The 13,012-nt window shown below is 64.1% G+C and carries 13 protein-coding genes; 7 read left to right on the top strand and 6 right to left on the bottom strand.

Going from position 1 to position 13,012, the window contains the following annotated elements:
• Positions 1-198 precede the first annotated feature (198 nt).
• Positions 199-987, top strand: coding sequence for a thermonuclease family protein (locus J4G43_RS15600; protein ID WP_208085337.1), 789 nt, complete (start codon positions 199-201; stop codon positions 985-987).
• Positions 988-1,201: 214 nt separating this feature from the next.
• Here J4G43_RS15600 and cyoD read toward each other — a convergent pair whose 3' ends face one another.
• The 4 genes from cyoD to J4G43_RS15580 are packed head-to-tail and all read right to left on the bottom strand — an operon-like array spanning position 1,202 to position 5,052.
• Entirely contained in the window at positions 1,202-1,591 is a 390-nt protein-coding gene (gene cyoD / locus J4G43_RS15595; RefSeq protein ID WP_028150137.1) for a cytochrome o ubiquinol oxidase subunit IV, read from the bottom strand.
• Complete coding sequence (locus tag J4G43_RS15590; protein ID WP_028150138.1) at positions 1,588-2,229, bottom strand: cytochrome (ubi)quinol oxidase subunit III; 642 nt, start codon at positions 2,227-2,229, stop codon at positions 1,588-1,590. Before J4G43_RS15590 ends, cyoD begins: the two co-directional genes overlap by 4 nt.
• Positions 2,229-4,229 (bottom strand): cytochrome o ubiquinol oxidase subunit I, encoded by a 2,001-nt coding sequence (gene cyoB, locus J4G43_RS15585; protein WP_208085335.1) that lies wholly within the window; start codon positions 4,227-4,229, stop codon positions 2,229-2,231. Before cyoB ends, J4G43_RS15590 begins: the two co-directional genes overlap by 1 nt.
• Positions 4,219-5,052 (bottom strand): cytochrome ubiquinol oxidase subunit II family protein, encoded by an 834-nt coding sequence (locus J4G43_RS15580; protein WP_208085333.1) that lies wholly within the window; start codon positions 5,050-5,052, stop codon positions 4,219-4,221. Before J4G43_RS15580 ends, cyoB begins: the two co-directional genes overlap by 11 nt.
• Positions 5,053-5,285: 233 nt before the next feature.
• Here J4G43_RS15580 and J4G43_RS15575 point away from each other — a divergent pair, with 233 nt between their 5' ends.
• Genes J4G43_RS15575 through J4G43_RS15565 form a run of 3 tightly spaced genes read left to right on the top strand, consistent with a single transcriptional unit; the run spans position 5,286 to position 7,466 of the window.
• A complete protein-coding gene (locus J4G43_RS15575; RefSeq protein ID WP_208085332.1) occupies positions 5,286-6,098 on the top strand; it encodes an SDR family NAD(P)-dependent oxidoreductase in 813 nt (270 codons plus the stop codon).
• Between the two features lie 11 nt (positions 6,099-6,109).
• Entirely contained in the window at positions 6,110-6,664 is a 555-nt protein-coding gene (locus tag J4G43_RS15570; RefSeq protein WP_208085330.1) for a carboxymuconolactone decarboxylase family protein, read from the top strand.
• Between the two features lies 1 nt (position 6,665).
• Entirely contained in the window at positions 6,666-7,466 is an 801-nt protein-coding gene (locus J4G43_RS15565; RefSeq protein ID WP_208085324.1) for an SDR family NAD(P)-dependent oxidoreductase, read from the top strand.
• Positions 7,467-7,512: 46 nt separating this feature from the next.
• Here J4G43_RS15565 and J4G43_RS15560 read toward each other — a convergent pair whose 3' ends face one another.
• The gene (locus J4G43_RS15560) at positions 7,513-8,853 is read right to left on the bottom strand and encodes a PQQ-dependent sugar dehydrogenase (protein ID WP_208085322.1); all 1,341 of its coding nucleotides are present in this window, start codon (positions 8,851-8,853) and stop codon (positions 7,513-7,515) included.
• Positions 8,854-9,089: 236 nt separating this feature from the next.
• Between J4G43_RS15560 and J4G43_RS15555 the strand changes: the two genes are divergently transcribed.
• The 3 genes from J4G43_RS15555 (at position 9,090) to J4G43_RS15545 (ending at position 11,645) form a co-directional block, all read left to right on the top strand.
• Complete coding sequence (locus J4G43_RS15555) at positions 9,090-10,280, top strand: urate hydroxylase PuuD (RefSeq protein ID WP_208085320.1); 1,191 nt, start codon at positions 9,090-9,092, stop codon at positions 10,278-10,280.
• Between the two features lie 152 nt (positions 10,281-10,432).
• Entirely contained in the window at positions 10,433-11,290 is an 858-nt protein-coding gene (locus J4G43_RS15550) for a VOC family protein (protein ID WP_208085318.1), read from the top strand.
• Positions 11,291-11,369: 79 nt separating this feature from the next.
• Positions 11,370-11,645, top strand: a complete 276-nt coding sequence (locus J4G43_RS15545; RefSeq protein ID WP_208085316.1) for a hypothetical protein — start codon at positions 11,370-11,372, stop codon at positions 11,643-11,645.
• Positions 11,646-11,803: 158 nt separating this feature from the next.
• On the opposite strand, the gene J4G43_RS15540 is transcribed toward J4G43_RS15545, so the two are convergent.
• Positions 11,804-12,778, bottom strand: coding sequence for a Bug family tripartite tricarboxylate transporter substrate binding protein (locus J4G43_RS15540; RefSeq protein ID WP_208085314.1), 975 nt, complete (start codon positions 12,776-12,778; stop codon positions 11,804-11,806).
• Between the last annotated feature and the right edge of the window lie 234 nt (positions 12,779-13,012).

Below are 13,012 nucleotides of genomic sequence, written 5' to 3'. Positions count from 1 at the left end.
ACTTTCTTCCTCCCGCCCTCGCCGCTTCAAGGGCGATTCGGTCTACGCAGGTTTTTGATCGTGCCGAACGATAGGGGCAGACCGGCCGGTCAGTAAAGGCTGGCCCGCGAATGTCGCACTTCGCAGGGCGCAGACCATTGGTATCGCGACCTCCGGATGCTAGGAACGAGGCGCCAGAGCAATCGATAGCGAGACGTTATGTCCCTTAGGAATTCATTTGCCGCCGCCCGCGCCTTCGCGCTTGTTTCGTTTCTCGCTCTCTCCGGGTTTCTGGCCTCTTCCGGGCCGGCCTCCGCGCTGACGGCGGCGGCGACCGTCCGGGACGCCAATTCGATCCAGCTCGGCGACGTCACCTACCGCCTCGACGGCGTCGACGCGCCCGAGCTGGACCAGGTCTGCATCGACGATCACGCCGATCCCTGGACCTGCGGCATCGAGGCCCGCGACCAGTTGGCGAAGCTGATCAACAAACGCAGCGTGCGTTGTGACGATGTCGGGCCGGAAAAGAGCTTCGGCAAACGGCACCGGGCGATCTGCACCGCCGAGGGCGACAAGGTCTCGTTGAACGAGCAGCTGGTCAAGCTTGGCTATGGCATCGCCCGCGAGCCGATCAAGGCGAACGTCAAGGCTGCCGCGGCCGATGCCAAAACCGCGTCAGCCGGCATCTGGAAGGGCTGCTTTGTTGCACCGCAAGAATTCCGCATGGGCAAGAAGGACGGCACGCTGCTCGGCGCCGCCTGCCGCGCCGACCGCGACAAGGAAATCCGCGCGGCGCTGTTTCCGGAGGAGCTGACCATGCCGCCGAGTTGCAGCATCAAGGGCAAGCTCGCCGTGCGCGCACGCGTCACCGGCAATATCGGCATCTATCACTTGAGGGGCTGCCCGAGCTATCCCGCGACCACCAAGCCGGACCGCTGGTTCTGCTCGGAGGACGACGCGCAGGCCGCCGGCTTCCGCAAGGCCTACAATTGCCGTCGGCCGAAATGAGGAAGCCCGTCACGAGCATGTGAGCGGTAGCCGGAGACAGTATTGATCCGGAATTGAACTCTCTCGGTGGTTGCTACATCTAATATGTACGCAAGCGCTTTGCGCGAGCGTTCCTTGGCAGCAATCCGGCTTCGGTCCGATTGCTTTGCTCGGGCGTTTCCTCCCTAGACTTGGGCCGCTTGTCAAAACAAGCGGCTCTTCTTTTTTGTGCGCCCTATTTCCGCATCGGCATAATCTGGTCCATCGGCGGCATGTTCGCGTTCAGATGCCCCATGATCCAGACGGTGCCGCCGACGACCAGGAAGACGACCAGAAGGCCGAAGGCGAGCGCCAGCACGTTGTTGGTATTGTCAGGCCCGGTCGTGATGTGCAGGAAGAACACGAGGTGCACGCCCATCTGCGCGATCGCCAGCACGATCAGAGCAACAGGGATCGATGGTTGCCAGACCAGGTCGGTTCCAGCGATGAAGAATGACGTTGCCGTGAGCAATAGCGCGAGGCCGAGACCAACGACGTAGCCGAGCACCCGCTCGCCGACGCTGTGTTGCTCTTCCTCGCCCGGTGCGAGATCGTGTCCGGTCCGCACATGCGTCTGATCGCTCATACGGCACTCCCAAGCAGGTAGACGACGGAGAAGACCCCGACCCAGACGATGTCAAGCGCATGCCAGAACAGCGCAAAGCACATCATCCGGCGCAGGACGTCGGCGCGAAAGCCCTTTGCAAAGACCTGGGCCATCATGGTGAGCAGCCACAATATGCCGGCCGAGACGTGCAGGCCGTGGCAGCCCACCAGCGAGAAGAACGACGTCAGGAACGCGCTGCGCGACGGGCCATAGCCGCGTGCAACGAGGTCGGCGAACTCGCGGAACTCGATGGTGAGAAAGATCAGTCCGAGCACGCAGGTCACGGTCATGCCGAGATAGAACCAGAACCGGTTGCGTACGTCGGCGGCAATGCTGGCCATGCCGCAGGTGAAGCTCGACAGCAGCAGGCAGACCGTCTCGATCGCGACGTTTCGCTGCTCGAAGATCTCCGAGCCGCTGGGGCCACCCGCGGTCTGGCCGGACAGCACCGCATAGGCCGCGAAGAAGCAGGAGAACATTACGATATCGGAGAGCAGGAAGACCCAGAAGCCGTAGGCGGTCACGATGCGCTTCGATGCCGGGCCTGGATGCTCGACGACGAGCCCGATGTGGTGGGGGTCGGCATGCGCGCGGCCGGCTGTCGCCGTCATCGACATCAGAGCGCTCCCGCCATGCTGACGAGGCTGCGCCGTTCCTCGAGATTGATGCGGTCGATGCGAGCGACCTCGTCGGCCGGAATGATGTATTCGTCATGGTCGCGCCAGGCGAACACGACGAAGGTCGCGAATGCGCCGATGCCGCCCAAAATCACCATCCACCAGATGTGCCAGATCAGCGCGAAGCCCATGATGGTGGCGAAGAACGCGCAGACGAAGCCGGTCGGTGAATTCCTGGGCATGTCGATATCCTGATACTCCGGCCGATCATGCTCGAGCTGCTGCTGCTTGGCATGGGCCTTCTGATCCCAATAAGCATCCTCGCCGCGCACATCCGGATAGAAGGCGAAGTTGAACACGGGCGGCGGCGACGAGGTCGCCCATTCCAGCGAGCGGCCGTCCCAGGGATCGCCGGTGCGGTCGCGCAGGGCCTCGCGGTTGCGGATGCTGACCACGAGCTGCACGATCTGGCAGATCACGCCGATCGACAGCACGGCCATGCCGGCGGCCGCCACGAACATCCATGGCCGCCAGGCCGCGACGTCGTAATGCTGCATGCGCCGGGTCATGCCGAGCATGCCGGCGATGTAGAGCGGAATGAAGGTGACGTAGAAGCCGAGGAAGGTGAACCAGAACGCGGCCTTGCCCCAGCGCTCGTCGAGACGAAAGCCAAACGCCTTCGGGAACCAGTACTCGAAGCCGGCGAAGGCGCCGAACAGCACGCCGCCGATGATGACGTTGTGGAAGTGCGCCACCAGGAACATGCTGTTGTGGAGCATGAAGTCGGCCGGCGGCACGGCGACCAGCACGCCCGTCAATCCGCCGATGATGAAGGTGACCATGAAGCCGACCGCCCACAGCATCGGCGTCGCAAAGCGGATGCGGCCGCCATACATCGTGAACAGCCAGTTGTAGATCTTCACGCCCGTCGGTATCGCGATGATCATGCTGGCGATGCCGAAGATGGCGTTGACGTCGGGGCCAGCGCCCATCGTGAAGAAATGGTGCAGCCAGACCATGAAGGAGATGACGCAGATCGCCATGGTCGCGAGCACCATCGAGCGGTAGCCGAACAGCGCCTTGCCCGAGAAGGTCGACACCACCTCGGAGAAGATGCCGAAGGCCGGCAATACGAGGATATAGACCTCCGGGTGCCCCCAGGCCCAGATCAGGTTCATGAACATCATGACGTTGCCGCCGGCTTCATTGGTGAAGAAGTGGAAGCCGAGGTAACGGTCGAGCAGCAGCATCGCGAGCGTGGCGGTGAGGATCGGAAAGGCGGCGACGATGAGCAGGTTGGAGGCCAGCGTGGTCCAGCAGAACATCGGCATGCGCAGATAGTTCATGCCCTTGGTGCGCAGCTTCAGCACGGTGGTCACCAGATTGATGCCGGCGACCAGGGTGCCGACGCCGGAGATCTGGAGAGACCAGGCGTAGTAGTCGACGCCGACGCCCGGCGAATAGGACAGTTCCGACAGCGGCGGAAAAGCCAGCCAGCCGGTGCGCGCGAACTCGCCGACCACGAGCGAGATATTGACCAGCAGCGCGCCGGTCGCTGTCAGCCAGAAGCCGACCGAATTCAGCGTCGGGAAAGCAACGTCGCGCACGCCGAGTTGAAGCGGCACGATCAGGTTCATCAGCCCGATCACGAACGGCATCGCCGTGAAGAAGATCATGATGGTGCCGTGCGCCGAGAAGATCTGGTTGTAGTGCTCCGGCGGGAGATAGCCTTGTGACTGGTAGGCGACCGCCTGCTGGAGCCGCATCATGATGGCGTCGCTGCCGCCGCGCAGCAGCATGACCGAAGCGAGCAGGATGTACATCACGCCGATGCGCTTGTGATCGACGCTGGTGATCCATTCGTGCCAGAGATACGGCAAATGCCCTTTCACGACGACCCAGATCAGCACGCCGAGGATCGCGACCAGCACCACGGCACCCGCGACGAGGGGTATCGGCTGGTCGAACGGAATCGCCGACCAATCGAGCTTACCGAGCATCGTGGCCTCCACTGTGCGGCCTGCCGGCATCGGAGAGCAGCTCCGGGCCGGGCCCTGGCGGAATGTGCTGGGTTGCGATCAGGTCGAACAGACGGGGATCGTCCAGGCGAAAGGTCAGCCTGTTCTTCTCGATGCCCTGCTGCATCAGCTTCGTGTAGCTCTCCTCGTTCAGCACGGCATCGGTCTTCGCCGTGGTCGCGACCCAATCCGGGAACGCGAGCGGCGAGATCACGTTGACGTCGAACATCATGTCGGGAAAGCCGTCGCCGGAGAAATGCGCCGACAGACCCTGCAACTTGCCCTCATTGTCGGCGCGCAGGTTCAGCTTCGTCACCATGCCGTTCATGGTGTAGATCATGCTGCCGAGCTGCGGGATGAAGAACACGTTCATCACGCTCGACGACGTCAGCTGGAAATTCAGCTCGGCACCGGCCGGCACCGTCAGCGTGTTGACGGTGGCGATGCGCTGGTCCGGATAGATGAAGAGCCATTTCCAGTCGAGCGAGACCGCCTGGATGCGGACCGGACTGCCGGTGCCCGGCACGGGCGCGGCGGGATCGAGTTGGTGCGAGCCGATCCAGGCGACGCCTCCGAGCAGGATCACGGTGAGCGCGGGGATCGCCCACACCACCATCTCGACGCGGCCGGAATAGACGAAGTCAGGCTGGTAACGTGCTCTCGGATTGGACGCGCGAAACCAGAACGCAAAGGCCAAAATCGCGAAAATGGTCGGCACCACGATCACGAGCATGATGAAGACGGAATCGACCAGGATGGTGCTGTTGGCGGCAGCCACCGGCCCTTTTGGATCGAGCAGATTCATCGGCAAGCCACTGGCGATTGGGAAACCCCAGGCGAGAGCCTAGCGCGGAAAAGCCCCCGCAACAAACGCAAGCTCGGCAGAACGGTTCCGCGATACGCCCGCTTAATTGTGCGCCGTGCCGCCCGGCGGCATGCAATTCCATGCGATGTCAATGACATCTGCGCGGGACCACCGGCCTTCTCTCCTGTCAGGGCGATTGCTAATCTGCACGAAAATAATTGGGATGAAACGACATGCAGGGCCCCGAGGACGATGCCGGCCTCGCCGGCAAGGTGGCGCTGATCAGCGGCGGCGGCGCCGCTGGCGACGGCATCGGCAACGGCCGCGCTGCAGCAATTCTGTTGGCCCGCGCCGGCGCAAAAGTGCTGGTGGCCGATCGCGACCTCAAGCTCGCCGAGCGCACCGTGGAGATGATCATGGCCGAGGGCGGCACGGCATCAGCGCATGGCGGCGACATCACCAGCGAAGCCGATTGCAAGACACTGGTCGAGGCCGCGCTCGACCGCTGGGGCCGGCTCGATTTCCTCGACAACAATGTCGGCATCGGCAGCCGCGGCAGCGTGGTCGACGAGACGCCCGAGCAGTATCGCCGCGTCATGCAGGTCAACGTCGAGACCATGTTCCTGCTCTCCAAGCACGCGATCCCCGCGATGATCAAGACCGCCAAGGGCGGCGCGATCGTCAATATCTCCTCGATCTCGGCGCTGCGGCCGCGCGGGCTCACGACCTACACGACCTCAAAAGCTGCGATCATCGGCCTGACCCGCGCGATGGCGGTCGATCACGGTCGCGATAACATCCGTGTCAACTGCATCTGCCCCGGACCGATGTACACGCCGATGGTCTATGCCCGCGGCATGAGCGAGCAGGCCCGCGCCAACCGCGCCAGGGCCTCCCTGCTCAAGACCGAAGGCACCGGCTGGGATGTCGGCCACGCCGTCAAATTCCTGCTCAGCAACTTCGCACGCTATATCACCGGCCAGGTGCTGGTGGTGGACGGCGGCGTGACGCTGCAAGCGCCGGAACGTGAATCACAGGAACACTGAAAGGAACACGGATGGCCCGCCTGCCCTATCTCGAGGCCGACCAGGTCGCGCCCGAATATCGCGACATGCTCAAGCGCAACACCAACCTGCACAAGCTGCTGGTCAACTCGCCGGAGATGGCGCGCGCCTTCAACGGCATCGGCAGCTATATTCGCTTCAAGAGCAAGCTCGACCCGCGGTTGCGGGAGCTCGCGATCCTCCAGGTCGGCTGGATGGAGAAGTCGGAATACGAATTCACCCACCATGTGAAGATCGGCAAGGAGTTCGGCGTCACCGACGAGGACATCGCAGGTCTGATGGCGGAGACCGACGGCAAGCCGTCGAAGCTGGAGCCGCTCGCCAGGGCGATCCTGAAAGGCGCCCGCGAGATGGTGCGCGAGCTCACGATGTCGGACGCGACCTTCGCCGAGATCAAGAAAGATCTCTCCGACGAGCACATGGTCGACCTCGTGCTCACCATCGCCTTCTATTGCGGCGTGGTACGCGTGCTCGCCACTATGAAGATCGACAACGAACCGTATTACAAAGAGGTACTCCAGCAGTACCCGATCCCGGGAGTGAAGTGACATGCGCTTGAAGGACAAGGTCGCGATCGTCGTCGGCGCCGGCCAGAGCCCCGGTGAAGGCATGGGCAACGGCCGCGCCACCGCGCTGACCTTCGCGCGCGAGGGTGCCAAAGTGCTGTGCGTCGACCATCACCTGGAATCGGCGCAGGAAACCGTCGATCTGATCGCAGCGGAGCAAGGCACCGCCGCGGCTTTCAAGGCCGACGTGACCAAATCCGCGGACATCAAGGCGATGGTCGCGGATGCGCTGGCGCGCTGGGGCCGCATCGACGTGCTGCACAATAATGTCGGCGTCAGCCTGTCCGGTGGCGATGCCGAGCTGCTTCAAATCACCGAGGAGGCGTTCGACCATGTCGTCGCCATCAATCTGAAGAGCTGTATTCTGGCAGCGAAGGAAGTGATCCCGATCATGCGCGCGCAAGGAAGCGGCGCCATCGTCAACATCTCCTCGATGGCCGCGATCACGACCTATCCTTACGTCGCCTACAAGGCGACGAAGTCGGCCATGATCGCCTTCACCGAGCAGCTCGCCTACCAGAACGCCGAATACGGCATCCGTGCCAACGTCATCCTGCCCGGCCTGATGAACACGCCGATGGCCGTCGACACCCGCGCCCGCGAATGGTCCAAGCCCCGCGCTGAAGTCGAAGCCGAGCGCGACAGCAAGGTGCCACTGCGCAGGAAGATGGGCACCGGCTGGGACGTCGCGAATGCCGCACTGTTTTTGGCGTCGGACGAGGCGAATTTCATCACGGGCGTGACGCTGCCGGTGGATGGTGGCGCGAGTGTGAGACGGGGGTAATTCGAGCGCGCTGCTTACCCTCCCCTGGAGGGGGAGGGAAACAGCGTCACTGCGGTGCGCGCGTCGCCCGCCAGATGGTGCCATTGCCGTCCTCCGACACCAGCAGCGATCCATCCTTCGCCACGGCGACACCAACCGGCCTTCCCCAGACTTCCGTGTCACTCACGACAAACCCCGTGACGAAATCCTCGTACTCGCCGGTGGGCTTGCCGTCCTTCATCCTGATACGGATCACCTTGTAGCCGGTGCGCTTGGAGCGGTTCCAGGAGCCGTGCTCAGCGGCGAAGGCATCGCCTTGATAGTCGGACGGAAACTGCGTGCCCTGATAGAAAGTCATGCCGAGCGAAGCCGAGTGCGGCTGGATCAGCACGTCGGGCACCGTCACCTTGTCCTTGAGATCCGGCCGCGCGCCGGCGTGACGCGGATCTTCGTTGCCGCCGATATAGAACCACGGCCAGCCGTAGAACGCGCCCTCCTTCACGCTGGTGACGTAATCGGGCACGAGATCGTCGCCGAGCCCGTCGCGCTCATTGGTCGAGCACCAGGGCAGCCCGCTCTGCGGCTCGATCGCAAGACCGACGCAATTGCGGATGCCGGTGGCATAAATCTTCCGGTCCTTGCCGTCAGGCGTGAAGGCCATCACGGTGGCGCGCTCGAGCTCACTGGCCCAGGCCGCGCCGAGCGGCTGCGTCTTCGACCAGCCATCCAACCCGCCCGGCGGCGTCCCCATGCCCTCGGCGACGTTGCTGAGCGAGCCGACCGAGACCAGCATGCGCTTGTTGTCGGGCGTGAAGACGATGTCGCGGGTGGAATGGCTGCCGTCCTGCGGCAGGCTTGCCACGATCGTCTCCGCCCTGCCGCGCGCCTTGAGATCGCCGGCCTGATAGGGAAACCGGACGACGCTGTCGGTGTTGGCGATATAGACCCATTGCGGATTGTCGCCGTTCGGAAAGAAGGCGATGCCGAACGGCCGTCTCAATCCGCTGGCAAACACCTCGTTGGTCGCGGCCTTGCCGTCATCCCCGGCGCGCAGCACGCGGATGGCGTCGGCCCGCGTCTCCGCGACGAAGACATCGCCGTTCGGCGCGACCCTCACAATGCGCGGCGCGCGCAAGCCTTCGGCGAACAGCTCGATCTTGAAACCCGCCGGCACACGTGGCGGGGCCTCCGGCGGTCGCGACGCCACACGCGCGGTGCTCGCAACCGACCGTGTCGCGCCGGGCCTGACGAGGTCCTGCGGCCGGATCAACCTGACCGTGCCGGGCTTGTCGGCCTGCCAATCGCCATAGGCGTCCTTGCCCTGCAGAATCGGCTCGGCCTGCGCGCTGGCAGCAACCGCGACCAGCAATCCCGCAGCCGTTGCTGCGGACGAGATCCTGCTTTTCACGTCGTCTTCCTCCCAGCCAGCGCGTCCTGAACGTCGACGCTTATAGGTCCGCAAATGTTCTGCGGCAGTTCAAACACCTGCCGAATCCCACGTCAGCTCATGCCCGCACGATGTGCATCAGCCGCGGCCCATCGTACTGGAAAATGCGGCAGATCGGTGCGACACATTGTAAGGGCGCGACCGCCGGTTGCGGTCATCAAAGCTGCGGCATCCAGGTCGCAATTGATGGGGTGATCATGTGGGGATCCATCATATCGGAATGGGCGAGCCTGCTGCTGCGCTGGCTGCACGTGGTCGCGGCGATCGCCTGGATCGGCAGTTCCTTCTACTTCATCGCCCTCGATCTCAGCCTGAAGCCGAAGACTGACCTGCCGGACGGCGTGCAGGGCGAAGCCTGGCAGGTCCATGGCGGCGGCTTCTACCGGATCATGAAATATCTGGTGGCTCCGAGCCAGATGCCGGAGGAGCTGACCTGGTTCAAATGGGAGGCCTACACCACCTGGCTGTCCGGCTTCGCGCTGATGGTGGTGGTGTACTATCTCGATGCCGACCTGTTCCTGGTCGACAAGTCGATTCTCGACCTCACACCGGTCCAGGCCGGGCTGTTCAGCTTCTGCAGCCTGGCGCTGGCATGGCTGCTCTATGAGGCGGCCTGCCGCACCGGGCTTGCGCAGCGCGAGCTGCCCTTTGCCATCGGCGGCTATCTGTTCCTGGTCGCGCTCACTTACGCCTTCACCCACGTCCTGAGCGGGCGCGGCGCCTTCAACCAGATTGGGGCGATCATCGGCACCATCATGGTCGCCAACGTCTTCGCACTGATCATCCCGAACCAGAAGAAGATCGTCGCCAGCCTGATCGCGGGAGAGGCGCCCGATCCGAAGCTCGGCAAGGCCAGCAAGGAACGCTCGGTTCACAACAACTACCTGACCCTGCCCGTCGTCGTGCTGATGATCAGCAATCACTATCCTCTGCTCTACGCGACGCGCTTCAACTGGATCATCGTCGCGATCATTCTGGCGCTCGGCCCCGTGATCCGCCACTTCTTCAACGAGCGGCACGCGGGGCGCAAATCGCCGTGGTGGGTGTGGGGTGTCGCCGCGTTGGGCGTGATCGCGATCCTCTTGCTCTCCGCCGCAGGCCCCCGCGAGGTCAAGACGGGCGCGCTGTCGGCACAGCCGACGCGCGCCAATGTCGAGGAGATCGTGATGTCCCGTTGCAGCATGTGCCACGCGGCAGAGCCGGTCTGGGCCGGCATCGTGACCGCGCCCAAGGGCATCTTGCTCGACGCGCCCGAGCACATCCATCGCAACATCCGCCTGATCGGCCGCGTGGCGGCGTGGTCCAATGCGATGCCGCCGGGCAACATCACCGACATGACCAGCGAGGAGCGCGCCATCCTCGCCGCCTATATCGAGCAGGCGCAGTGACGCCATCACGCGTCGATACCGCATTTCGCGAAATGAAATTCCGCATCTAGCGCCGATTTGAAAATGACTTGATCGCCTATCCGGCGTAGACAGGGCCAGCGGCCGCCGGCGCGGTCCAGGTCGTAATTTGCATTTGCTGCGGGGAAAGAACAGTGGCCCTCAAGAACATCATCGGTATCGACCACGCCGTGGTCATGGTTCCGGACCTCGACAAGGCCGCCGAAAACTACAGGCAGCTCGGTTTCACCCTGTCGCCGCGCGGCACCCACAGCGCGCATATGGGCACCGGCAATTACACCATCATGTTCGACCCCGACTATATGGAGCTGCTCGGCGTGCTGGTGGCGACCGAGCACAACGCACCTGCCCGCGCCTTCGTCGACAGGCACGGCGAGGGCATCGAGCGCATCGCCTTCACGGCGGTAGACAGCGCAGCAGGCGCCGAGGAGATCCGTGCGCGCGGCCTGACGCCGATCGGCCCGACCGATTTCGAACGGCCGGTGACGCTGCCCGATGGCACGATCTCGGCGGCAAAATTCCGCACCTTCATGTGGCCGACCGCTGAGGCGCCCGGCGGCGTGCGCATCTTCGCCTGCCAGCACAAGACCCGCGAGACGGTGTGGATTCCTGAATTGATGAAGCACGCCAATGCGGCGAAGCGGATCAGGCAGACGCTGATCGCAACGCCCGAGCCCGCGCAGGATGCGGCGCATCTCGGCCGCCTGATCGACCGCGAACCGAGGACGGAAGCCGATGGTGCAGTCGCCGTGCCGTCCGGCGGCGACCGCGCCGACTTCGTCTATCTGACGCTGGAGCAGCTCGGCAAACGCTATCCCGGCGTGCCGCTCACCGGTCTTTCCGCGCGCGGTGGCGCGGCCCTGGTCCTCGTCAGCGGCGATCTCGCAGCCACCGAGAAGGCGCTGGGTCCGGCCGCGGTACGAAGCGGGACCGCAATCGTGGTGCCACCGGCCAAGGCCAACGGCACCCTGCTCGCCTTCGTTGCCGGCTGATTTGAACTAATTCTTTAACGAGCGTTTACCGGGCAAGCCTAGGCTTTTCGGGCTTTTCACGCCGCCCGAGGCCAAGCGCATGTTCAAAGAGGAATCGCCGATCGCCTACGACGCGCCGGCCGAACTGAAGAAGTGGCCGTCGCTGAAAGGCGAGAGACAGAAGGACCGGGGTCCGCCTTATCTCGCCTACAACGGCACGCTCGCCGACTGCGTTCGCGTGCTCATGGATAAGCCGATCAAGGGCATCTCGCTCTACGACATCATGACGAAGCCGCAAGCGGCGTTCGAGCAGACCGTACTGTCGCCCGGCGACGCCGCCGAGATCGCGATGCGCAAAGACTTTCCCAAGGACTAGCTCGAAGCCCGCTTCGCGGCCGGTTTTCCCTGCTGCTTTAATGAGGATTCCGTCGGCGCATCGAGGAAGACGACCGGCGCGAAGGCCCGCGCCATCCGCCTTGCATCGAGCGAGCGCTGATCCGCTACCGCAAGCAGATCCTCTCGCCGTGACGCCCCCTACTCCGCCTTGATGTTCGCGGCCGCGACGACCTCGGCAAGCTCCGTCGTCTCCTTCGCGATCTTCGCGGCATAGTCGGCCGGACTGAGCACGCTGACGACGCCTTGCGACTCCAGGCGCTCCTGCACCGCCGGATGTTTGGCGGCGGCGACGATCTCACGGTGCAGCGTCTCACGGATCGGCACGGGCACGGCCTTCGGCATGAAGAAGCCGACCCAGAACGAGATGTCGAAGCCGGGATAGCCGGCCTCCGCGACGGTCGGCACATCAGGCAGCGCCGGCAGCCGCTCGGCCGATGACACCGCGAGCGCGCGCAGCTTGCCGGCCTTCACCAGCGGCACGGCGGACAAGGGATCGAACACCGCCAAAACCTCCTGCGCGAGGATGCCGACCTCGGACGCCGCGCCGCCACGATAGGGCACGTGGATCAGCTTGATGCCGGCCTTCTGGCTGAGCAGCTCCATGGCGAGATGGGCAAGGTTGCCGTTGCCGCCCGAGCCGTAGGCGAGCGCGCCCGGCGCGGCCTTCGCCGCCGCGACCAGATCGGCGACGGTATTGATGTTGGCCGTCTTGGGATTCTCGGGATTGACCACGAGAACCAGCGGCGCCGAGATGACGGTGGTGAGCGGCGCAAAGTCCCCTTGCGGATCGTAGCGGGCGTCCTTGAACAGCGTCTTGTTGAGCGTGATGGTGGACGAGTTGCAGGCGAGGATGGTGTAGCCGTCCGCGTCCGCGCGCGCCACGCCCTCGGCTGCGATCATGCCGTTGGCGCCGGCGCGGTTCTCGACCACGAAGGGCTGGCCTAGCTTGTTGCTCAGCCGGTCGCCGATGATGCGCGCGACCACATCGACCGGGCCGCCCGCGCTGAAGCCGACCATGATCTTGAACGGACGCGTCGGATATTTCTGCGCGAGAGCCTCGGTCGTCACGCACAATCCGGCGACAATCGCCAGCAGGCGAAGCGTTCGTTGCATTCGTTCTCTCCCCGGACCCGCGCTGCCGCTTTTGCATGGTGCGGCGCCTCTGGAGATCATGATTAGCGGCCGCGCCGGATTTCGCAATCGCGTTTGCACGCCGGCATTCCGTCGCGCGGCACGCGAGAGCCGCATCCAAACAAAAAATGCGAAAACAACCCCATGCACAGTAGCCGGCCCCGGTCAGGACAAGGACTTGCGCAGGACAAGCACCTTCGGATACCACGAAATGCA

The organism is Bradyrhizobium barranii subsp. barranii, assembly GCF_017565645.3.
Taxonomy (GTDB): domain Bacteria; phylum Pseudomonadota; class Alphaproteobacteria; order Rhizobiales; family Xanthobacteraceae; genus Bradyrhizobium; species Bradyrhizobium barranii.
The sequence above is the reverse complement of the archived record's forward strand: the minus strand, read 5'-3'. Positions and strand labels throughout refer to the sequence as shown.